This is a genomic window from Streptomyces sp. NPDC026377, from assembly GCF_055567715.1.
On sequence record NZ_JBVHPV010000002.1, the window covers coordinates 560,132 to 582,679 of the forward strand.

Genomic DNA, 22,548 nt, shown 5'->3' on the forward strand with positions numbered 1-22,548 from the left:
CGACCAGCCCACCACCGGCCCGCAGACGAACCCCAGCCCCACAGGGGCGCGGGGACCTGCGCACAAAAACGACCACCGCATCCGCAGACCACCCCCCGGCCGCCGCCCGCCAGAGGGGTTTAGGGAACGGGCGGGGTGGGGGGCCTCTCCAGGAACGCCAGGCGTGCCCTTTTCTCCGGCTTTTCCACTTCCTCTCCCAGCACGAACCCCGCCCGCACCATCCGCGCGATCGACTTCTCGTTCCGCACGTCCGGTTCCACCACGATCCGCCGGTGGGACGGGTCGGAGAGGACATAGCGGATCAGGGAGCTCATCAGCGTCCCCGTGAAGCCGGGGCGCACCGGGCCCGGCGCGGGGGCCAGCAGGATGTGGACGCCCACGTCGCCGGGGCGCACCTCGTAGCACTCCCCCAGCGGGTCCGCCCCGGGCTCGTACGTCTGGAACAGGCCCACCGGCTCGTCGTCAAGGAGGAGCAGGAACGCGTGGTGCGTGGGGAGGGAGTCCACGTACGCGTAGGTCTCCTCCACGTACGCCCGGTCCGCGTCCAGCATCCCCCAGAAGCGCGCCCGCTCCTCGGTGACCCAGGAGTGGACCAGCTCCGCGTCCCCGGACGGGTCCAGCCGGCGCAGCCGGACCGTTCCGAAGTCCGGGATCTTCTCCTCGTAGACGGGGGACACCTCGTCGGGGCGGTGTTCGCCCGTCCCGCCGGCCGCCACCTCGGTCACCGCCCCGGTCATCTCCTCGCCCTTTCCCTTTGCCATCGCCTCGGTCATCCCCTCGCTCACCGTCCGCTCTCTCCTCAGTTCACTCCAGCGGGTCTCCACCCGCGCCGACTCCCCCGCCACCCACAGCCGCGTCTGGTCGCGGTGGTGCGGGCTCCCGGGGGTGCCCGAGGCGCCGAACGGGACGACCCACAGGCTGTTCTGACGGTCCGCCAGGTCCCAGACGTAACGCGCCGCCGGGCCGCGGGCGCTGCGGTGCGTCACGCCGGGGACGCTGCTCGTCGACAGGACGCAGTCGTGGTCGCCCGCCAGTCCCGGCCACTCCTCGCGCGTCGGCACCGCCTGCCACGGCGCCAGCCGGTGCGTCTCGGCCCAGGGGCCGAACTCCGCGCCCCCGGCCGCCACGTCCTCCAGCGCCGCCCGGACGAGGTGCGGCCTGTCCAGCTCCGGCAGCATCGGCGTGGTCAGGATCGTCTCCAGCGCGAAGGCGATCCTCGGCGTCAGCGCCAGCCACGGCAGGAACAGGTCCGGCAGAGCGGGGAGTTCGGCGAGATCGGCGAGGACGGGGTGGGCGGCCAGTGCCCGTACCAGCCGGTCCCGTACCGCCGCGTACGCCGTCGCGTCCGTCGAATCCGCGTCCATCCGGCGGTCCCAGGCGACCAGGCGGTCCCGGAGCGCCGCCGCCCGGGGAGTCAGTTCCTCAAGACCCGCCAGGAGGTGCAGCAGCGGGCGCGCGGACGCCAGGTGGGTGTCCGTGTGGATCGACGACATGCCGGAAGGCGTCCAGGCCCGGGAGCCGGCGAGCAGCGCCGCTATGCGCTCCGCCCGGTACGGGGGCGCGAACTCCACTCCCAGCGGCGCCGCCAGACCCCGCTCGTTGGCCATCACCGCCGTCCCGTCCACCTCCGCGCGCGGCATGGGGGCCCAGCCTCTCCAGGCGTGGTCCGCCTCCCACGCCGGGACGACCCGTACGCGGTTGGTCTCGTGCCGCAGCGGTACGCGGCCCGCCACCCGGTGCAGACGGCCGCCCGCGGTGTCGGCGGCCTGGACCACGTTGACGGGCTCGACCCAGTCGTCGAAGGCGCGGTCGACGTCGTCGGCGGTGCGGGCGCGCAGCAGCGCCGGGAGCGCGGCGAAGCCGAGGGCGGCGGTGACGCGCGGCGGGTGGCGCAGGCTGATGGCGTCGGGCGCGTCGGGGCCGCCGATGATCACCGGGCCCCGGTCCGTCTCGATCACCTCGACCGTCACGGGGGCCGCGCCCGCGACCTTCACCGTCTCGGTGTGGACGGCGGCGGGGGCCCAGCCGTCGGGGCCGAACGCGGCCACGCCCGTACCCTCGCGCCGCAGGCGTTCGCGGTAGAGGTCCTGGTAGTCGGCCATGGCGTTGGTGATGGCCCAGGCGACCGAGCCGGTGTGGCCGAAGTGGGCGATGCCGGGGACACCGGGGACGGCGAGGCCCACGACGTCGAACTCCGGGCAGGCGAGGCGGATCTGCTGGTAGACGCCGGGGTCCTCGATGAAGCGGTGCGGGTCGCCCGCGAGGATCGCGGAGCCGGAGGCGGTGTGCTCGCCGGTGATCAGCCAGCCGTTGGAGCCGGCGGTGCCGGGGCCGTCGGTGGCGAACAGCTCGACCGCGCCGGGGCCCAGCGCCGCGACCGCCCGCTCGCGCCAGAGCTTGGTGGGGAAGCCCGCGAAGAGGATGTGGGTGGAGAGCCAGACGCCGAGCGGGGTCCACGGCTCCCAGCGCCCGGGAGCCAGACCGGTCGCGGCGAAGCCGGGCTGTGCGGCCGCACCCTCGCCCAGGCTCGTCCCCGCGAAGCCCGACCGCACCGCCGGGCCCTCTGCCGCGCCCGTCGCGCCGGAGCCCGCCTGCGCCGCCGCAGCCCCAGCCGCGCCCGTCCCCGCGAAGCCCGGCTCCGCCGCGCCCTCGGCCAGGCCGTCGTTGACCCCCTCCGTGTACGCCGTGACCCAGTCGGCCGTCTCCGCGTCCAGCGCCGCGAAGCAGCGCCGGGCGGTGTCGGCCAGGCGGGCGCGGCGGGCGAAGACGTCCCAGCCGGCCGCGTCGGGGCCGAGGAAGGCGGCCGTGGTGCCCTGCACCCGGTGCCGTTCGACCTCCAGCTGCCAGGCCCGGTCGACTGCGGTGATCCGGCCCTGGGCGTACGCCAGCGCGCGGGCGTCGGGTGCCCGCAGATGCGGGACGCCCCAGCTGTCGCGATAGACCTCGGCGTTCACGCCCGATCCCCTCCCTGTAAGTTAGGACAGCCTAACCTAAAGGGAGGGGCCAGTGATGGGGCGGGCGGCCGTGCTTGCGGAGCCGCTACGCGAAGCGCTGCGACGGGGAGCCGTCGCACGGGCGCAGCGTCAGCGGGTCCTTCGCCGCCGCCAGCGTGGCGCACAGCCCGGTGGCCGCCGCCGGACGCAGCGTGGAGCCGTCCCGGACGAACTCCTGGTTGGCGCCGCCGTGGCAGTTCCAGATGATCAGCCTGGCCCCGGCCGCGTAGGCCGCGCCCGGCACGTCCAGGCAGCGGTCCTGGGTGAGCTGGGTGTGCAGCGACCCGCGCGCGCCGTCGTACCACCAGCCCTGGTTGCGCCCGCCGTGGCAGTCCCAGCCGAGCACCGCCGTGTTGTTCGCGCTGCTCGCGCCGCTCACGTCCAGGCAGCCGCCGGTCGCCGCGCTCACCAGCGGCCGGTAGGCGTCGTCCCAGGCGAGCGGGTAGAGCACCGGCGAGCCGGTGGAGGCGGGGTCGGCGCAGCTCGCCTCGCGCACGTCCGCGTTGTAGATCTGGGTGAGGCAGGAGGCGAAGGCGCCGTGGCCGCGGTAGTTGGGGTGGAAGGACTGGCGGACCGAGTTGGCGTCCGGCAGGCCGGGTTTGGAGAGGTCGATGAACAGGCCGCGCGCCCAGGTGTCCTCCATGCACACCTCGTGGCCGTTGAAGAGCCGCGAGTTGTCGAGGTAGACGGCCCCGGTGTCGGCCGCCGCCCTGCGCATCCCGCGCTCGAAGGCGGGCACCGCGGTGTTGCGGCCCCAGACGGTGTCGGAGTCGTAGCCGAGGCCGCCGCAGGCGAGCTTGCCGGGGAAGGCCGGGTTGTCGTGGAAGTCCGGGCCGATCGGGCTCGGGTAGCCCATCACGACCAGCTTGTAGTCGCCGTCGGCGTACCCGGCGTCGCGCATCACGGACTTGAGGTCGGTGACCGTCCGCTCGACCTTGGGCACGAGCGCGTCGACCCGCGCCTGCCAGCCGGGCGCGTACTTGGGCTCGCACGGCCCCTGGAGCAGCAGGTACCGCTCCACGCAGTCGGTCATCACGGGCCCGAACTGGAGGTCGTCGTTGGCCCCGGCGACCAGCAGCACCATCTTGACGCGGGTGTTGCGGGCCTTGATGGCGAGGCTGTCGCTCTGGACCAGCTCGTCGGCGTACTGCTTCGAGCCGCCCGTCCGGATGTTGCCGGTGTACGCGCCGGAACACGCCACGTTGTACGTCTCGTCGGCGGGGATCCCCGTGCGGTGGATGGCGGCGTCGGGTGCCCGGTGGCACCAGTTGTCGGGGCCGTTGGTGCCGGCCTCGTAGGTACCGACGCCCTCGCCGGAGATCTCGCTGTCGCCGAGCGAGATCAGCGCCGTCCTGCGCCGGTCCATGGGCCGCTCGGCAAAATCCCCGTACAGCTTGAGCGCCTCGGCGGCGCGGATCTTCTCCAGCTCGGGCGGAAGGGGGGTGGACTGTACCGTCGCGGCGGGGGCCGCCGCGGCCGTCGCCGTCATGCCGCCGAACGCGGCCGCCGTGACCGCGGCGGCGGCGAACGTACGGCGGAGTCTGTGCCTGGTGCGCCTCATTGCGCCTCCCCGGTGATGAGTTACCACCGGTATTTACCGGCCGGTAGGGGTGCTGGGGAATAGCTGGAACAAGACAAGTGCTCATCTTTATCAGGAGGTTCAAGGACATGAACGACAGTGAGTACCGCGTCGAGCACGACTCCATGGGCGAGGTGCGGGTCCCCGCGCACGCCAAGTGGCGGGCCCAGACCCAGCGGGCGGTGGAGAACTTCCCCGTCTCCGGACAGCGCCTGGAGCGCGCCCACATCGAGGCGCTGGCCAGGATCAAGGCGGCCGCGGCCAAGGTCAACGCCGAACTGGGCGTGCTGGACGGGGACATCGCCCGGGCAGTCCAGGAGGCGGCCTCGGAGGTCGCCGAGGGGCACTGGGACGAGCACTTCCCGGTCGACGTCTTCCAGACCGGCTCGGGCACCTCGTCCAACATGAACATGAACGAGGTCGTGGCCACCCTGGCGAGCGAGCGCCTGGGCCGGGACGTCCACCCCAACGACCACGTCAACGCCTCGCAGTCGTCCAACGACGTCTTCCCCTCCTCCATCCACATCGCCGCCACGGCCGCCGTCACCGGCGATCTGATCCCGGCCCTCGACCACCTCGCCGAGGCGCTGGAGCGCAAGGCGGCCGAGTTCGCGGACGTGGTCAAGTCCGGGCGTACGCATCTGATGGACGCCACCCCCGTCACCCTCGGCCAGGAGTTCGGCGGCTACGCGGCGGCCGTGCGCTACGGCGTGGAGCGGCTGCGGGCCTCGCTGCCCCGGCTCGCGGAGCTCCCCCTCGGCGGCACCGCCGTCGGCACCGGCATCAACACCCCGCCCGGGTTCTCGGCGGCCGTCATCGCGGAGGTGGCGCGGGTGACCGGGCTGCCGCTCACCGAGGCCCGCGACCACTTCGAGGCGCAGGGCGCCCGGGACGGCCTGGTGGAGACCTCCGGGCAGCTGCGCACCATCGGCGTCTCGCTCACCAAGATCTCCAACGATCTGCGCTGGATGGCTTCGGGGCCGCGCACCGGTCTGGCCGAGATCAGCCTGCCCGACCTCCAGCCGGGCTCCTCGATCATGCCCGGCAAGGTCAACCCGGTCATCCCCGAGGCGGTGCTCATGGTCGCCGCGCAGGTGACGGGGAACGACGCCACGGTGGCGGCGGCGGGCGCGGCCGGCAACTTCGAGCTGAACGTCATGCTCCCGGTCATCGCCAAGAACCTGCTGGAGTCGGTGCGGCTGCTCGCGAACGTCTCCCGGCTGCTGGCGGACCGTACCGTCGACGGGATCACCGCCCACCGCGAGCGGGCGCGGGAGTACGCGGAGTCCTCGCCCTCGGTGGTGACGCCGCTCAACAAGTACATCGGGTACGAGGAGGCGGCGAAGGTCGCCAAGAGGTCGCTGGCCGAGCGCAAAACCATCCGCGAGGTGGTCCTGGAGGGCGGTTACGTTCAGCGCGGCGACCTCACCGAGGCGCAGCTGGACGAGGCGCTGGACGTGCTGCGGATGACCCGGCCGTGAAAGGCGGGCCCCACCGGGGACGATGACCGGGCGGTGACCGCGGCCGTGACGCGGGTCGCAGCGTGGACTTGACCGTGCTCCTAAGATCTGCGCATGACAGGTACCTCAGGCATGCACCACTGGGCGCCGGGGGACCAGATCCTCTGGCGCTACCGCGGCAACGGCCCGGACCTGAGGAGCCGCGTCCACATCTGCCGCCCGGTCACCGTCGTCCAGGACACCGACGACCTGCTGGCCGTCTGGATGGCGCCGGGCACCGAGTGCGTCAAGCCGGTGCTCGCGGACGGCACCCCCGTGCACGAGGAGCCGCTGGCGACCCGCTACACCGCCCCGCGCACCACCGAGCGGGCCCGCTGGTTCGGCACCGGCGTGCTCAAACTGGCGCGCCCCGGCGAGCCCTGGTCGGTCTGGCTGTTCTGGGAGCGGGGCTGGCGCTTCCGGAGCTGGTACGTGAACCTGGAGGAGCCCCGCACCAGGTGGTCGGGCGGGGTCGACTCCGAGGACCACTTCCTCGACATCTCCGTCTACCCCGACCGCACCTGGCAGTGGCGGGACGAGGACGAGTTCGCGCAGGCCCAGCGGGTGGGGCTGATGGACGCGGCCCGCGCCGGGCGGGTGCGGGCGGCCGGCGCGGCGGCGGTGGAGGTGATCCGCGCCTGGGGCCGGCCCTTCTCGGACGGATGGGAGGAATGGCGGCCCGATCCGCGGTGGCCGGTTCCGGCGCTCCCGGCGGACTGGGATCGCACCCCGGCGCATATGCCGTCGTGAGACCCTTGATGCGCCCCCGGGGTTCAAACGTAGGATCGTCCTCCGCAAGGCTGCGCATCGACAACGAGGGAACCCAGGGCGCACATTGACCGTATGTCACCTCGAGGGGGGTCGGGACGTGAGGGGTGTCGCGGCCGCCCGTGGAGCGGGTATACCGCACGAAGCGACTGCCTTGCGCATCCCTGTCCTGCCCCCAGCACGGTGGATGTCTCACTCCGGACGGACGGAACCCGACGCGTGACGGAGCATCAGCCCACTTCGCACGAGAGCCGGCACCAGGAGCAGTTGGCCCGGCCTCCTGAGGCGGCCCGGCCGCGCCCGGACGAGCCGGGTGCGGGCTCCGCCGCGCACTCCGGCCTGCCCGCTCCCCAGGTCGCCTCCCCGGCCGCCCGGCGGCAGGCCCGCCCGGTCACCGCGTCCGTGCCCGGCCAGCCCGAACCGGGCTCGCGCGACCTCGCCCGCGACCTGGGCGCGGCGACGGCCGCCGGAGCGATGGGGACTCCGCCCGGGCGGAGTCCCTCCGCGTCTCCCGGCGGCGGCCTGCCCGGCGGCCCCGGAGCCGGGGGCGGCGGCGAGGTGCCCGGCGGGGACGGCGCGGCGGTGGCCCGCCGCGAGGGCGACCGGCTGCGGTTCGTGGGCGCGGCCACCCGCCGGATCGCGCGCGGCATAGACCTCGACGAGATCGTGCTCGGGCTGTGCCGGGCCACCGTCCCCACCTTCTCGGACGCGATCCTCGTGCATCTGCGCGACCCGCTGCCGGTCGGGGACGAGCGGCCCGCCAGCCCCTTCGTGCTGCGGCTGCGCCGGACCGACCGGCTGCGTTTAGTCGATGAGTCCCTCCAGGAGCCGGAGGCTGCCGACGCCCTGTCCCCGCTGAACGCCCAGGCCGATCTGACCCCGGCCGCCGAGCTGTGCGAGGTCCGCACCGGCGGCGCCCTCGCCGAGGTGCTGCGCGGGGTGCGGCCGGTCTTCGGCGACTCCGTGCCCGCCCGCCTCGCCCTGGCCGAGCTGCTGGGCCCCGACCGCCCGGTCCCCGGCGGGCACCGGACCATACTCGCCCCGCTCCGGGGCCGGCGCCGGGTGATCGGCGCCGCCGTGTTCGTCCGTGGCCTGGAGCGGCCGGCCTTCGAGGCGAACGACCTGCTGGTGGCGGCCCAGCTGGCCACCCACACCGCGCTCGGCATCGACAAGGCCGTGCTGTACGGGCGCGAGGCGTACATCGCGGACGAGCTCCAGCGGACCATGCTGCCGGACTCGCTCCCCCAGCCCACCGGCGTACGGCTCGCCTCGCGCTATCTGCCCGCCGCCGAGACCGCCCGGGTCGGCGGCGACTGGTACGACGCGATCCCGCTGCCCGGCAGCCGGGTGGCGCTGGTCGTCGGCGATGTGATGGGCCACTCCATGACCTCGGCCGCGATCATGGGCCAGCTGCGCACCACCGCGCAGACCCTGGCCGGGCTCGACCTGCCGCCGCAGGAGGTGCTGCACCACCTCGACGAGCAGGCCCAGCGCCTGGGCACCGACCGGATGGCGACCTGCCTCTACGCGGTGTACGACCCGGTCGCCCACCGCATCACCATCGCCAACGCCGGGCACCCGCCGCCGGTGCTGCTGCATCTGGGCGGGCGCGCCGAGGTGCTGCGGGTCCCGCCGGGCGCGCCGATCGGCGTGGGCGGGGTCGACTTCGAGGCGGTCGAGCTGGACGCCCCGGCGGGCGCCACCCTGCTCCTGTACACGGACGGGCTGGTCGAGTCCCGGCTGCGGGACGTGTGGACCGGCATCGAGCAGTTGCGGGAGCGCCTCGCCGCCACCGCGCAGCTGACCGGCCCGGACCATCCGCCGCCGCTGGAGGCCCTCTGCGACGACGTCCTGGACATGCTGGGGCCCGGCGACCGGGACGACGACATCGCGCTGCTCGCGGCCCGCTTCGGCGGGATCGCGCCGAGCGACGTGGCGTACTGGTTCCTGGACCCGGAGGACTCCGCCCCCGGCCGGGCCCGGCGCCTGGCCCGGCGCGCCCTGGACCGCTGGGGCCTTGAGGAGCTCACCGACTCGGTGGAGCTGCTGGTCAGCGAGGTGGTCACCAACGCCGTGCGGTACGCGGAGCGCCCGGTGACCCTGCGGCTGCTCAGGACGGACGTCCTGCGCTGCGAGGTCGGCGACGACTCCCCGCAGCTGCCCCGCCAGCGGCGGGCGCGCGACACCGACGAGGGCGGACGCGGGCTGTTCCTGGTGAACCGGCTGGCCAGGCGGTGGGGCGCGACCCGGCTCTCCGGCGGCAAGGTGGTCTGGTTCGAGCTGGCGACGCGCTCCTGAGGCGCGGGCCGCCCCGCAACAGATCGGCCCCCCACCCGTGCGGGTGGGGGGCCGACGCGCGTCACGGGCCGGGGCTACGGCGTGTCGCCGCCGCCCTGGATGGTGCCCTGGGTCGCCCCGCCGTCGGTGGTGCCGGTGGTGGTGCCCCCGGTGGTCGGGCCGCCGGTGGTCTGCCCGCCGGTGGTCGGGCCCCCGGTGGTCTGGCCTCCGGTCGTCTGACCGCCCGTGGTCTGGCCCCCGGTCGTCTGACCGCCGGTCGTCGTCTGGCCCCCGGTGGTGGGACCGCCGTTGGTGCCGCCGGTCGTCGGCGTCTTCGTCGGCTTGTGGGTCGGCGGGGTACGCGAAGGCGTCTTGGACGGGGTGTGCGACGGGGTGTGCGAGGGCGTGTTGGACGGCGTCCCGGACGGTGTGATCACCGGGGTCACGTCCGGCTCCACGGCCGCTCCCTGGTCGGTGTCCAGGTCGAACTTGGAGTCGTCGCTGCCGACGGCGTCGAAGGTGTACGCGGCCCAGATCTTCGCCGGGATGGCGCCACCGTTGATACGGCCGTTGGCGGGGCCCTCGTTGCCGGTGGCGCCCGCGATGCTCACCTGGCCGCCCTTGGGCACCGTGTGCCCGTCCACCTGACGTGCCTCGGCCGCCTCGCCCCACAGACCCACGGAGGTCACCAGCGAGGGCGTGTACCCGGTGAACCAGGCCGACTTGTTGTCGTCGGAGGTACCCGTCTTGCCCGCCACCGGCTGCCCGTCGCGGTTGGGCGCGTCCCGTACCGACCCCTTGGCCGTACCGTCGTCGACCACGCCGGTGAGCACCGAGGTGACGGCGTCCGCCGCGTCCCGGCTGATCACCTGGTCGCCGACCGGGTCGGGCCTGTTGTACTTGGCGACCTTGTGCTGGGCCGACTTCACGATGGACGGCGTGATCTTCTTGCCGTGGTTGTCCAGGGTGGCGTAGGCGCCGGCCATCTCCATCGGGCTCGCGCCGTAGGAGCCCAGCGTCATGGCGGGATGGGCCCCGACGCCCTTCATGTGGTTGAGACCCATCGCGACGGCCGTGTCCCGCAGCTTCGTCAGCCCCACGTCCACGCCCATCTGCGCGAAGACGCTGTTGACGGACTTGTTCATCGCGGTCTGGACGGTGATGGGGCCGTAGCTGTCGTCATCCTCGTTGGGCGGCGCGTATCCGTTGCCGCCCTCGCCCTTCACCGGGCGCTTGTTGTCGCCGTTGTAGATCGTGTTGGCGCGGATCTCCTTGCCGTCCTGCGTCTCGGCCTTGTCGTTGAGCGCGGCGGCCAGGATCAGCGGCTTGAAGGTCGAGGCGGGCTGGTAGGTGGCGGTGGTGGCGTTGCTGATCTGGTGCTTCATGTAGTCCTGGCCGCCGTACAGCGCCACGACCGCACCGGTCTTCGGGTCCACCGAGACGGCACCCGCCTGGATGTCCTGGTCGACCTTCCTCTTCTTCTTGTCCAGCTTGCTGGTCAGCTCCTGCTTCACCGCGTCCTCAAGGAGCTTCTGCTTCTTGGGGTCGATGTTGAGGGTGATCGTCCAGCCGCCCTTGGCGAGGTCCGCCGGGCTGATGCCGTTGCGCTCCATCTCGTCCTTGGCGGCCCTGACCATGTAGCCGGTCTGGCCCTCCATGCCGGGGTCGGGCTTGGGCTCGACGGGCACCGGGAACTTCATCCCGGCCCGCGCTCCCGCGTCCAGCTCCTTCATCTTGACCATGTTGTCGAGGACGTAGTTCCAGCGGGCCGTCACCAGCTTCTTGCCGGTCTCCGAGGCCACCGCCCAGTCGTACTGGCTGGGCGCCTGGAGCAGGGCCGCCAGATAGGCGCCCTGCTCGACGGTCAGCCTGGAGGAGTCCACGCCGTAGTACGCCTGCGCCGCGGCCTGGATGCCGTAGGCGTTGCGGCCGTAGAAGCTGGTGTTGATGTAGCCGGCCAGGATCTCCTTCTTGGAGTACTTCCGGTCGACCTTGAGGGAGATCACCAGCTCCTTGAGCTTGCGGGTGACCGTCTGGTCCTGGCTCAGGTAGAAGTTCTTGACGTACTGCTGGGTGATGGTCGAGCCACCCTGCTTGCCCTTGCCGGAGACGGTGTTCAGCAGGCCCCGGGCGGTGCCCTTGAGGTCGACGCCGGAGTCCTTGTAGAAGGACATGTTCTCGGCGGCGACGAAGTCCAGCTGAACCTTCTCGGGGATCTTGTCGAGCCCGACGACCTCGCGGTTGAGCTGCCCGGTCCGAGCGATGATCTTGCCGTTGGGGAGCTTGTAGACGTTGCTCTCCATCTTGGCCTGGGCGTTGGGCTCCGGGATCGGCGTCATCGTGTAGATGATGTAGAAGCCGCCCATGCCGAGCAGGACGAGCCCGAAGAAGGTGCCGAGCATCTTCTTCCAGGTGAAGAGCCTGCGTATTCGGCCGCCCTTCGTCTGCTGGGTCCGGCGCGCCCCGCGCTGCCGGGCCCGCCGCTCTTCCGCTCGGCCCATAACCTCAGTCGCTCGCCTTCTTGACTCGCCAGATCAGCTCAGAAAACTAACACCGCACCTGTGGACAAAGAGGAGCCCATCACGTCTTTTCCGTACGTGACAATCAGCACCCGGCCCATGGGAACCGACTGACAAACGGCCCCGAGGGTTGCCAGAACCCAGGATCCTGCCCTTTTTTGCCAGGGAATGTCATGTTCCTCATGGCGCTATGCACCGGGGGTATACACCTCGCGTATACCTGGTGCGTATAGTCCTCTCCATGTCACTCGGCTCGTCCCCCGGTCCGGCTGCGTACACGCCCCCGCTCGGCGCGAGCGGGCTGTGCAAGGCGTTCGGTCCCACGCCCGCCCGCCCCTCCCGTCCCCAGCCGTACCAGCAGAAAGGCATCTGAGCATGTCCATCGGCCACACCCTCCTCGGACTCCTTGAGTCGGGCCCGCGCCATGGGTACGACCTCAAGCGCGCCTTCGACGAAAAATTCGGGCACGACCGACCGCTGCACTACGGGCAGGTCTACTCGACCATGTCGCGCCTGCTGAAGAACGGCCTCGTCGAGGTCGACGGCGTCGAGGCCGGCGGCGGCCCCGAGCGCAAGCGGTACGCGATCACCGAGGCCGGCATCACCGATGTCGAGGCATGGCTCAGGCAGCCGGAGAAGCCCGAGCCGTACCTCCAGTCGACGCTCTACACCAAGGTCGTCCTCGCCCTGCTCACCGGCCGCAGCGCCGGGGACCTGCTCGACACCCAGCGCGCCGAGCATCTGCGGCTGATGCGCATCCTCACCGACCGCAAGCGCCGCGGCGACCTCTCCGACCAGCTGATCTGCGACCACGCGCTCTTCCACCTGGAGGCGGACCTGCGCTGGCTGGAGCTGACCGCGGCCCGTCTCGACCAGCTCGCCACGGAGGTACGCGCATGACGCCCGCCGGCTCCCTGCTCCTCGCCAAGGACCTGCGCAAGTCCTACGGGCCCACGCCCGCGCTCGACGGCGCCCAGTTCTCCATCCACCCCGGCGAGGTCGTCGCCGTCATGGGCCCCTCCGGCTCGGGCAAGTCGACGCTGCTGCACTGCCTGGCCGGGATCGTCACCCCCGACTCGGGGTCGATCCTCTACGACGGCCGCGAGCTGTCGTCGATGAAGGACGCCGAGCGCAGCGCGCTGCGCCGCGGCGAGTTCGGCTTCGTCTTCCAGTTCGGCCAGCTCGTCCCCGAGCTGACCTGCGTGGAGAACGTGGCCCTGCCACTGCGGCTGGCCGGGACGCGGCGCAAGGAGGCCGAGCGCACGGCACTCACCTGGATGGAGCGCCTGGAGGTCGACGACCTGGCCGGCAAGCGGCCGGGCGAGGTCTCCGGCGGCCAGGGCCAGCGCGTCGCGGTGGCCCGCTCGCTGGTCACCTCGCCCCGGGTGGTCTTCGCCGACGAGCCGACCGGCGCGCTCGACTCGCTCAACGGCGAGCGCGTGATGTACCTGCTCACCGAGGCCGCCCGGTCCACCAACGCGGCGGTCGTCCTGGTGACCCACGAGGCCCGGGTCGCCGCCTACTCCGACCGCGAGATCGTCGTACGCGACGGCCGGTCCCGCGACATGATGCTGGAGCACTCCGTATGACCCGGGCACGCGCGAGAACCACCGCACGCGTGGCGAACCGGCTCCGCGAACTCGCGCTGGGCGCCAGGTTCGCGCTCACCGGCGGCCGCGAGGGGTGGACGCGCACCCTGATGACGGCGGTCGGTGTCGGTCTCGGCGTGGCGCTGCTGCTCGCCACCACCGCCCTGCCGGGGGCGCTCGCTGCGCGGGACGCGCGCGACAACGCCCGCAACGACTACGGCGCCCAGCAGGCGTCCGCGGGCGCCGACACCATGCTGCTCGCCCGCACCGACACGGTCTTCGACGGCAAGGACATCCGCGGCCGGCTGCTCCAGCCCGAGGGCGATCGCGCACCCGTGCCGCCGGGGCTCTCCGCGCATCCCGCGCCCGGCACCATGGTGGTCTCGCCCGAACTGCGCGCGCTGCTGGACTCGCCCGGCGGCGGGCTGCTGCGCGAGCGCGTCCCGTACAGGATCACCGGCACCATCAAGGACGCCGGCCTCCTCGGTCCGCACGAACTGGCCTACTACGCGGGCAGCGACACGCTCAAGGGCCACGAGGCGCTCGACGCGGACCGGATCGACATCGAGCGGATCAAGTCCTTCCCCGACAAGCCGCTGTCCGAGCCGATCGACCCGATCCTGGCCCTGCTCATCGTGATCATCTTCGTGGTGCTGCTGCTGCCGGTCGCGGTGTTCATCGCGGCGGCCGTACGGTTCGGCGGCGACCGGCGCGACAAGCGGCTGGCGGCGCTGCGCCTGGTGGGCGCGGACAGCCGGATGACCCGCTGGATCGCGGCGGGCGAGGCGCTGGCCGGCTCGCTCCTCGGACTCGCCCTCGGCACGGTGTTCTTCCTGATCGCCCGCCAGTACGTGGGTGAGGTCACCATCGCCCGGCTGAACATCTTCCCCTCCGACCTCGACCCCAGCGCGGGCCTGGCGCTCCTGGTGGGGGCGGCGGTGCCGGCGGCGGCGGTCGCGGTGACGCTGTTCGCGCTGCGCGGGGTGGTGATCGAGCCGCTGGGGGTCGTACGGACGTCGGTGCCGCGCCCGCGGCGCCTGTGGTGGCGGCTGCTGCTGCCGGTGGTCGGACTCGGCCTGCTCGTCCCGATGTTCGACAAGGGCCGTGATACCGGCTTCTACAACCAGGGCCAGGTGATCGGCGGTACGGTCCTGCTCCTGATCGGGGTCACGGCACTGCTGCCGTGGGTGATCGAGACGGTGGTACGGCGGCTCGGCGGTGGCGGGGTCGGCTGGCAACTGGCGGTCCGCCGCCTCCAGATGAACTCGGGCGCCGCGGCCCGCCTGGTCAACGGCATCGCGGTGGCGGTGGCCGGGGCGATCGCGCTCCAGATGCTCTTCAGCGGCATCGAGGGCGACTACGTGACGTCCAGCGGCGAGGACACCGCGCGGGCGCAGCTGGTCGTGCCGATGTCGGCGAACCTCTCCAAGGCCGAGCAGGAGCGCCGCGAGGCGAACCTGAAGGCGGTGCCCGGGGTGACCGGCACGACGACGCTGGGCAACGCGGGCCTGCACACCCCGTCGAAGGATCCCGAGCAGCAGAAGTACGTCGAGATGGCGGTCGGGGACTGCCGCGCGCTGCGCGAGGTGGGCGAGCTGCCCTCGTGCCGGGACGGGGACGTGTTCGTCACGTCCGGGGGCGACTTCGGCGGGGAGGGCGCGGCGCCGGGGGCGAAGCTGTTCTTCCAGTCGCCGTCGGAGGGCGACCGTCCGGGCCCGGAGATCCCGTACACGGTGCCGCGTGAGGCCCGGGTCGTCCCGGCGCGGGCGGACCCCATGGGCACCAGGCGGGGCGGCCTGCTGGTGACGCCGGGGGCGCTGCGCGGGTTCCCGAAGGTGCGCGTCTTCTACACGACGTACGTCACCACGCGCCCGGGTGACCCGCTGGTGGCCGACCGGGTCCTCAACGCGGCGTGGGCGGCGGACCCGTTCACCCAGGCGCGGGCGCTGAACGACGTCAAGACGACGGCGAGGTTCGCCGGGGTGCGGCGGGGGCTGTACATCGGGGCGGCTGCGGTGCTGCTGCTGATCGGCACGAGCCTGCTGGTGTCGATGCTGGAACAACTGCGCGAACGCAAACGCCTCCTGTCGTCCCTGGTCGCCTTCGGCACCCGCCGCACGACCCTGAGCTGGTCGGTCCTGTGGCAGACGGCGGTCCCGGTGGCGCTGGGGCTCACGCTGGCGACGGGGGTCGGGCTGGGGCTGGGGGCGGTGCTGCTCCGCATGGTCGGCCATCCGATCCACGTCGACTGGGCGTCGGTGCTGGGAATGGTGGGGATCGGGGGTGGGGTGGTGGTGCTGGTGACGGTGTTGTCGTTGCCGCCGCTGTGGAGGTTGATGCGGGCGGATGGGTTGCGTACGGAGTAGGGGGCCGGGGGGTGGGTTGTGCGGCTGTCTGCGGCTGGGTGGTGGGCTGGTCGCGCAGTTCCCCGCGCCCCTGGGGGGGGGACCGGTCCTCGTTCGTCCACCCGCCGGTAGGGGTTGCTCGCGCAGTTCCTCGCGCCCCTGAGAGGCCGTCGTTCGTCCACCGGGCGGTGGTGGGCTGGTCACGCAGTTCCCCGCGCCCCTGGGCGGCCGGGCCGCTGGCACACCGAAGGAGCCGCCCCCCCCAGGGGCGCGGGGGACTGCGCGAGAAGCTCCACCGGCCCGCAGGCAAAAGACGCGCCGCAGCGGGGTGCGGGGGGCGCCCCCGGGGCAGTCGCCCCCCGGAGGGTTCAGGGAAGGGGCGGGGAGGGGCACAAACGCACCGGCAACCCCACCAGCGCCCCCCGCAACGCCCCCGCGAACTCCTCGAACTCCCCCTGCCGCGCCGCCCCCGACCGAATCGCCAACGCCACCCTCCGCGACGGCGCCGGATCCGCGAAGTACCCCGTCACCAAGTGCTCATTACGCCCCGCCTCCACCCGCACAGCCGTTCGCGGCAGCAACGTGACCCCAAGGCCCCCCGCCACCAACTGCACCAGCGTGGACAGCCCGGCGGCCGTCGTCGTCACCGCCGCCCCCTCGTCCCGCCCCGCCTCCCGGCAGATGTCCAGCGCCTGGTCGCGCAGGCAGTGCCCCTCGTCCAGCAACAGCAGGTCCAGCTCACGCAACGCCTCGCGCGGTACGTCCTCCCGCCCGCCCAGCCAGTGCTCGCGCGGCATCACCAGCACGAAGTCCTCGTCGAAGAGCGGGAGTTCGGTCACCCCGGGAACGCCCAGCGGAACGGCGAGCAGCAGAACGTCGAGCCGCCCCGCCGCCAGCCCGTCCAGCAGCGACGACGTCTGCTCCTCGTGGACCTGGAGGTCCAGCTCCGGGTACCGCTCGTGGACCAGCCGCAGCACCGTCGGCAGCAGATACGGCGCCACCGTGGGGATCACCCCGAGCCGCAGCACCCCGGTGAACGGCGCCCGTACCGCCTCGGCCTCCTCCAGGAGCGCCCCCACCGCGTCCAGCACCGCCTTCGCCCGTACCGCGAGCCGCTCCCCGGCGGGTGACAGGAGCACCCGGCGCGTGGTGCGCTCCAGGAGCTGCACCCCCAGCGCCTCCTCCAGCGCGGAGACCGCCCCGGACAGCGCGGGCTGGCTCATCCCGATCGCCGCCGCCGCGTCCCGGAAGTGCAGATGCTCGGCCACGGCCGCGAACGCCCGCAACTGCGCCAGACTCGGCTGTTTGGGCGGTTTGGACGGCCTGACGGGATTCACCGGTTTCACCGGCTGACGCCCCACGCCGCTCCCCCGCACTCCCCTATCTCCTACCACTGATAACCACCTCCGATCACGATGACCGAGTCTAGCTATTTCCCTGATCAATGCCTCCTGTGACACCATCGCTAATCCGTCCAACCCCCAGGGAAGCCCCCAAAAGGGACCCTTCCTGAACGCAAGGAGAGCGCGTGCTCACTGTTGGTGACAAGTTCCCCGAGTTCGACCTGACCGCCTGCGTGTCGCTGGAGAGCGGCAAGGAGTTCCAGCAGATCGACCACAAGACCTACGAGGGCAAGTGGAAGATCGTCTTCGCGTGGCCCAAGGACTTCACCTTCGTGTGCCCGACCGAGATCGCCGCGTTCGGCAAGCTGAACGAGGAGTTCGCCGACCGTGACGCCCAGGTGCTCGGCTTCTCCGGCGACTCCGAGTTCGTCCACCACGCCTGGCGCAAGGACCACCCGGACCTGACCGACCTGCCCTTCCCGATGATGGCCGACCCGAAGCACGAGCTCATGCGTGACCTCGGCATCGAGGGCGAGGACGGCTACGCCAAGCGCGCCGTCTTCATCGTCGACCAGAACAACGAGATCCAGTTCTCCATGGTGACCGCCGGCTCCGTCGGCCGTAACCCCAAGGAGGTCCTGCGGGTCCTCGACGCCCTGCAGACCGACGAGCTGTGCCCGTGCAACTGGTCCAAGGGCGACGAGACCCTGGACCCGGTCGCGCTCCTCTCGGGCGAGTGAACGGGAGTTCGACATGGCTCTCGACGAACTGAAGTCCGCCCTGCCGGAGTACGCCAAGGACCTCAAGCTGAACCTCGGCTCGGTCATCGGCAACAGCGAGCTCCCGGCCCAGCAGCTCTGGGGCACGGTCCTCGCCTGCGCGATCGCCTCGCGCTCGCCGAAGGTGCTGCGTGAGCTGGAGCCCGAGGCCAAGGCCAACCTCTCCCCCGAGGCGTACACCGCCGCCAAGTCCGCCGCGGCGATCATGGCGATGAACAACGTCTTCTACCGCACCCGCCACCTGCTCTCCGACCCGGAGTACGGGACGCTGCGGGCCGGTCTGCGGATGAACGTCATCGGCAACCCGGGCGTGGAGAAGGTCGACTTCGAGCTGTGGTCGCTGGCCGTCTCCGCGGTCAACGGCTGCGGGCAGTGCCTCGACTCGCACGAGCAGGTGCTGCGCAAGGCCGGCGTCTCCCGCGAGACGATCCAGGAGGCCTTCAAGGTCGCCTCGGTCATCCAGGCGGTCGGCGTCACGCTGGACGCGGAGAGCGTGCTGGCCGAGTAGGTCGTGGTGATCACGCGGGCGGCCCTCACCGGCCGGCCGCGCGGGTCCCCCGCCTCTCACGGCAGCTCGGAGCGCCGTAGATACGCGAAGGGCCCCCGTCGACATCGTGTCGGCGGGGGCCCTTTCGGCGTTCTCGCTACTTCTCCGTCGGAGCCGGGGCCGCCGCGGGCGCGGGCTCGAAATCGGGCCCAGGATCGAAATCGGGCCCGGGATCGGGCTCGGCACCCGGCCGCGGCTCCTGGTCCGGTGGCGGCTCCGCCGCCTGGGACGCGCTGCGCAGCGCGTTCTCCTTCGCGTGCGCCCGCAGATAGCCGACCACCGTGTTCGTCACCGCCACCAGCGGAACCGCCACCACCGAGCCGCCGATGCCGCCGATCAGGCCGCCCGCGGCGACCGAGAGGACCACCGCGAGCGGGTGGACCCGGACCGCCCGGCCCAGGATGAAGGGCTGGAGCACATGGCCCTCGATCTGCTGGACCAGCAGGACCACCAGCAGCACCATCACCGCGGTGAACACGCCCTCGGTGACCAGCGCGACCACCACCGCGAGCGCGCCGGAGACCACCGCTCCGACCAGCGGGATGAAGGCGAACAGGAAGATGAAGACGGAGAGCGGCACGGCCATCGGGACGTGCAGGAAGTAGATCCCGAGCCCGATGAAGATCGCGTCGATCAGCGCCACTATCACCGTGCCCCGCACATACGCGGTGAGCGTGCGCCAGGCGCGCGGCCCCGCCCCGGCGACGCCCGGCCGGGCCTGGGCCGGGACCAGGTGCAGCACCCACTTCCAGATGCGCGGGCCGTCGTAGAGCAGGAACAGCGTCGAGAACATCGCCAGCAGGATGCCGGTGAGCACCTCGACGAGGACGGTCACGCCCTGGAGGCCCGCCGAGGTGATCTCGTTGGTGTTGTGGCCGATGGTGTCGCTGAGGTTCTTGGCGACCTGGTTGATCTGGTCCTCGGTGACATGGAACGGGCTGTTGAGGAGCCAGCGTTTGAGCTCGTCGATGCCCCCCTGCACCTTCTCGGAGAGCGTGTCCAGGTTGTCCATGACCTGCCAGACCACGAACCAGCCGATCAGGCCCATCACGATGAAGCCGGAGACCGCGGTCACGGCGGTGGCGAGGCCCCGGGGCAGTCCCATCCGCTTGAGGCGGGAGACGGTCGGCTGGAGCAGCGCGGTGATGAACAGCGCGGCCACGAACGCGAGGACCACCAGCCGTACGGCGCTGATCACCCGCATCAGCACCCACAGCGTCCCCGCGAGGACCAGCAGGCGCCAGCCGATCTCGGCGGCCACCCGCATCCCCCACGGCACGGCGTCCACGGGGTCGGGCCGGGCGGCGACGGCGGGCGCGTAGGCGGGCGGGGCGGGGACGTGGTCGGGCGCGGGCGGTTCCTCGGCCGGGGCCGGTGAATCGTCACTGCCGAGCGTCGCGGAGCCGTCCAGGCCCACGTCCGCGTCGGCCCGCGCCTCGGCCTCCGCCCGGCGCTCGTCCAGTCGTTCCCCCATACGGGTCAGACCGGCGCCCAGCGCCCCGAGCAGCCCCGGAACCTTCGACATGATGCTGTCGCTTCCCTTTCCCCCGCCGAGCGTCCCCACCACTCCCCCCACACCGGAGTCGTCGCCTCCGACCGTACACGGGCAAAGCCCCTCACCGAAGGACGGCGAGGGGCTTCGAAAGGTTGAGTCGCCCGGGGCAGAGATTGCCGGGGTCTCTAGTACCAGCTGTTGGCCTGCCAGAACGACCAGGCGCCACAGGGGCTGTGGTACCTCTCGTTCATGTAGTTCAGGCCCCACTTGATCTGGGTGGCCGGGTTGGTCTGCCAGTCGGAGCCCGCCGAGGACATCTTGGAGCCCGGGAGCGCCTGGACCAGGCCGTACGCGCCGGAACCGGCGTTGACCGCCCGGTAGTTCCAGGTGGACTCGTGGTTCACGATGTTGCTGAAGCACTGGAACTGGCCCGCCGGCACGATCTGCCGGGCGATGGCCTTGACCTGCTCGACCGTGTACGAGCTCTGGACGGAGAACGACGCGGGGTCGCGGGTCGCGGAGCGGCTGGCGACCTGCTCCTGCTCCTTCTCCCGCTCCTTCGCCTTCTCCTCGGCCGACTCCTTCTTGGACTTGGCGTCCTTGGCGGCCTGGAGGCGTGCGGCCTCCTCGGCGGACTTCTTCGCCGCGGCGCTCGCCTGGGCCGACTGGGCATCCGCCTGCTGCGTCAGGGACGCGGTCTGCACCTGGGCCTGCTGGCCCGCGGGGATGTCCGCAAGAAGCGTCGTGTCGGCGGCGGTCGCCTCGACGTTGTCGTTCGAAGCGGACTGGGGCGCGCCCGAGGCGACGCCCACGACGGCACCGACGGTGGTGACCGCAGTGGCTGACGCCACCGCGAATCCCCGGACCGAGATCCGGCTCACACGGTTTCCTTCCAGCAGCGCCCGCACTGGTGACCTGAGCGGACGCAATCGTGCCCCTGGCTCTCTCCCCCCAACTGCTCAGGTCACGGGGGGAACTGACCCGGTGGGCAACTCCCTTGCGGGAGCGCCGCGTGGTGCTCGGGCGGCATACGGCGACGCTATGGAGTTACGAGGTACAGGTGTGCCGTATGCGGGGCCTGACGGATGCAAGACTTTGCCCGAGAGCGGCGCCGCAAGGCAATTCCCCACCGCGTGTGAAACCTCACACCCCTTCAGCCCCACGTGTTTTGCCGGATCCTGCCCACGAAAAGGCGCCGCCCGGCTAAGCTCAACGGCTTCGCGGGCGGCGCCGATTCGGGCGTTCGGTATCAGATCTGGCCGTCCTCCAGCATTTCGGTCACCAGTGCGGCGATCTGCGACCGCTCGGAGCGGGTGAGGGTGACGTGCGCGAAGAGCGGATGGCCCTTCAGCTTCTCGACGACGGCGACCACTCCGTCGTACCGGCCGACCCGCAGATTGTCCCGCTGGGCCACGTCATGGGTGAGCACTACACGTGAGTTCGCCCCAATACGGGACAACACGGTCAGCAGAACGTTCCGTTCGAGCGACTGGGCCTCGTCCACGATCACGAAGGCGTCGTGCAGCGAGCGGCCGCGGATGTGGGTGAGCGGCAGGACCTCCAGCATGCCGCGCGACGTCACCTCCTCGATCACCTCGCGCGTGGTGACCGCCGAGAGCGTGTCGAAGACCGCCTGCGCCCACGGGCCCATCTTCTCGGCCTCGGAACCGGGCAGATAGCCGAGCTCCTGCCCGCCCACCGCGTACAGCGGGCGGAAGACCATCACCTTCTTGTGCTGGCGGCGCTCCAGGACCGCCTCCAGGCCCGCGCAGAGGGCCAGCGCGGACTTGCCGGTGCCGGCCCGGCCGCCCATCGACACGATGCCGACGTCCGGGTCGAGCAGCAGGTCCAGCGCGATGCGCTGCTCGGCGCTGCGGCCGCGCAGACCGAACGCCTCCCGGTCGCCGCGCACCAGCTTGACGTTGCCGTCGGCCGTGACGCGGCCGAGCGCCTTGCCGCGCTCGGACTGGAGCACCAGGCCGTTGTGGACCGGCAGGCCCGCGGCCTCCGGCACGAAGAGCGTCTCCTCCTCGAAGAGAAGGTCCACCTGCTCGCCCGAGAGCGACAGTTCGGACATCCCGGTGAAACCCGAGTCGGTGATGGCCAGTTCCGCCCGGTACTCCTCGGCGAGCAGGCCGACCGACGACGCCTTGATCCGCAGCGGCAGGTCCTTGGAGACGACGGTGACGTCGTACCCCTCGGCCTGGAGGTTGCGGGCGACGGCGAGGATCCGTGAGTCGTTGTCCCCCAGCCTGTAACCGGCGGGCAGCACGCCGGGATCGGAATGGTTGAGCTCGACGCGGAGCGTGCCGCCGAGATCGCCCAGCGGGATGGGTGCGTCGAGGCGTCCGTACCGGACCCGGAAGTCGTCGAGCAGGCGCAGGGCCTGACGCGCGAAGTAGCCGAGTTCCGGATGGTGCCTCTTCGCCTCCAGTTCCGTGACCACGACGATCGGGAGCACCACTTCGTGCTCGTCGAACCGGGCCATGGCGTTGGGGTCGGCCAGCAGGACGCTGGTGTCGAGGACGTAGGTGCGCCGGTCGGGCATGCGGCGCTTTGTGCTGGTCACCACGGAAGGACGTACCCCCTCGGAAGAGGTCGGGGTGCGACGGCGTCGCGGGGGTGGGGGCCGGGCTGTGGCCACGCTGCGCGGGCCGAGCACCGGCCCTCCGCTCCGTACGTGCACAGTGCACGCGCGTCCTGGTGCAAAGGGCCTCCCGGGTGAGCGGCCACTTCTGGCCGTTCAACTGGAGGGGGTATTCCCTCGAACAAGCGCGGCCATGCACGGGCATATGCGCTTGGTGGGGACCAGAGG

Annotated in this window: 16 protein-coding genes; 9 read left to right on the plus strand and 7 right to left on the minus strand. The window is 71.9% G+C overall.

Annotated elements, in window-relative coordinates; all coding sequences use genetic code 11:
- Positions 1-119 precede the first annotated feature (119 nt).
- Together ACZ4MU_RS06765 and ACZ4MU_RS06770 are read right to left on the minus strand one after the other, a co-directional pair.
- Positions 120-2,954 carry a GNAT family N-acetyltransferase gene (locus tag ACZ4MU_RS06765; RefSeq protein ID WP_467871809.1) on the minus strand — a complete coding sequence of 945 codons (2,835 nt, stop codon included), beginning with the start codon at positions 2,952-2,954 and terminating at the stop codon, positions 120-122.
- Between the two features lie 85 nt (positions 2,955-3,039).
- The gene (locus ACZ4MU_RS06770; protein WP_467871811.1) at positions 3,040-4,554 is read right to left on the minus strand and encodes a ricin-type beta-trefoil lectin domain protein; all 1,515 of its coding nucleotides are present in this window, start codon (positions 4,552-4,554) and stop codon (positions 3,040-3,042) included.
- A 107-nt stretch (positions 4,555-4,661) separates the two neighbouring features.
- Here ACZ4MU_RS06770 and ACZ4MU_RS06775 point away from each other — a divergent pair, with 107 nt between their 5' ends.
- The 3 genes from ACZ4MU_RS06775 to ACZ4MU_RS06785 all read left to right on the plus strand — a co-directional run bounded on the left by ACZ4MU_RS06775 (position 4,662) and on the right by ACZ4MU_RS06785 (position 9,137).
- Positions 4,662-6,053, plus strand: coding sequence for a class II fumarate hydratase (locus tag ACZ4MU_RS06775; protein WP_467871813.1), 1,392 nt, complete (start codon positions 4,662-4,664; stop codon positions 6,051-6,053).
- Positions 6,054-6,146: 93 nt separating this feature from the next.
- Complete coding sequence (gene fomD / locus ACZ4MU_RS06780; RefSeq protein WP_467871816.1) at positions 6,147-6,821, plus strand: cytidylyl-2-hydroxypropylphosphonate hydrolase; 675 nt, start codon at positions 6,147-6,149, stop codon at positions 6,819-6,821.
- 237 nt (positions 6,822-7,058) lie between these two features.
- Positions 7,059-9,137 carry a SpoIIE family protein phosphatase gene (locus ACZ4MU_RS06785; protein WP_467871818.1) on the plus strand — a complete coding sequence of 693 codons (2,079 nt, stop codon included), beginning with the start codon at positions 7,059-7,061 and terminating at the stop codon, positions 9,135-9,137.
- A gap of 74 nt (positions 9,138-9,211) precedes the next feature.
- Here ACZ4MU_RS06785 and ACZ4MU_RS06790 read toward each other — a convergent pair whose 3' ends face one another.
- Entirely contained in the window at positions 9,212-11,617 is a 2,406-nt protein-coding gene (locus ACZ4MU_RS06790; RefSeq protein WP_467871821.1) for a transglycosylase domain-containing protein, read from the minus strand.
- 259 nt (positions 11,618-11,876) lie between these two features.
- Here ACZ4MU_RS06790 and ACZ4MU_RS06795 point away from each other — a divergent pair, with 259 nt between their 5' ends.
- Genes ACZ4MU_RS06795 through ACZ4MU_RS06810 form a run of 4 tightly spaced genes read left to right on the plus strand, consistent with a single transcriptional unit; the run spans position 11,877 to position 15,590 of the window.
- Complete coding sequence (locus ACZ4MU_RS06795; RefSeq protein WP_467871823.1) at positions 11,877-12,008, plus strand: hypothetical protein; 132 nt, start codon at positions 11,877-11,879, stop codon at positions 12,006-12,008.
- Between the two features lie 2 nt (positions 12,009-12,010).
- The gene (locus tag ACZ4MU_RS06800) at positions 12,011-12,535 is read left to right on the plus strand and encodes a PadR family transcriptional regulator (RefSeq protein WP_067163548.1); all 525 of its coding nucleotides are present in this window, start codon (positions 12,011-12,013) and stop codon (positions 12,533-12,535) included.
- Positions 12,532-13,224, plus strand: a complete 693-nt coding sequence (locus tag ACZ4MU_RS06805) for an ABC transporter ATP-binding protein (RefSeq protein ID WP_467871825.1) — start codon at positions 12,532-12,534, stop codon at positions 13,222-13,224. Before ACZ4MU_RS06800 ends, ACZ4MU_RS06805 begins: the two co-directional genes overlap by 4 nt.
- Positions 13,221-15,590 (plus strand): ABC transporter permease, encoded by a 2,370-nt coding sequence (locus ACZ4MU_RS06810; protein WP_467871827.1) that lies wholly within the window; start codon positions 13,221-13,223, stop codon positions 15,588-15,590. Before ACZ4MU_RS06805 ends, ACZ4MU_RS06810 begins: the two co-directional genes overlap by 4 nt.
- Positions 15,591-15,937: 347 nt before the next feature.
- Here ACZ4MU_RS06810 and ACZ4MU_RS06815 read toward each other — a convergent pair whose 3' ends face one another.
- A complete protein-coding gene (locus ACZ4MU_RS06815; RefSeq protein WP_467871829.1) occupies positions 15,938-16,906 on the minus strand; it encodes a LysR substrate-binding domain-containing protein in 969 nt (322 codons plus the stop codon).
- A 191-nt stretch (positions 16,907-17,097) separates the two neighbouring features.
- Between ACZ4MU_RS06815 and ACZ4MU_RS06820 the strand changes: the two genes are divergently transcribed.
- Both ACZ4MU_RS06820 and ACZ4MU_RS06825 read left to right on the plus strand, forming a co-directional pair.
- On the plus strand, positions 17,098-17,652 hold the full coding sequence (locus tag ACZ4MU_RS06820) for a peroxiredoxin (protein WP_358833091.1): 555 nt from the start codon (positions 17,098-17,100) through the stop codon (positions 17,650-17,652).
- Positions 17,653-17,665: 13 nt separating this feature from the next.
- Positions 17,666-18,199, plus strand: coding sequence for an alkyl hydroperoxide reductase (locus tag ACZ4MU_RS06825; RefSeq protein ID WP_467871833.1), 534 nt, complete (start codon positions 17,666-17,668; stop codon positions 18,197-18,199).
- A 136-nt stretch (positions 18,200-18,335) separates the two neighbouring features.
- Here the strand turns inward: ACZ4MU_RS06825 and ACZ4MU_RS06830 are convergent, their stop codons facing one another.
- The 3 genes from ACZ4MU_RS06830 to ACZ4MU_RS06840 all read right to left on the minus strand — a co-directional run bounded on the left by ACZ4MU_RS06830 (position 18,336) and on the right by ACZ4MU_RS06840 (position 22,305).
- Entirely contained in the window at positions 18,336-19,763 is a 1,428-nt protein-coding gene (locus ACZ4MU_RS06830; RefSeq protein ID WP_467871836.1) for an AI-2E family transporter, read from the minus strand.
- 155 nt (positions 19,764-19,918) lie between these two features.
- Positions 19,919-20,614, minus strand: coding sequence for an aggregation-promoting factor C-terminal-like domain-containing protein (locus ACZ4MU_RS06835; protein WP_467871839.1), 696 nt, complete (start codon positions 20,612-20,614; stop codon positions 19,919-19,921).
- A 368-nt stretch (positions 20,615-20,982) separates the two neighbouring features.
- Entirely contained in the window at positions 20,983-22,305 is a 1,323-nt protein-coding gene (locus tag ACZ4MU_RS06840) for a PhoH family protein (RefSeq protein WP_467871842.1), read from the minus strand.
- Positions 22,306-22,548 lie beyond the last annotated feature (243 nt).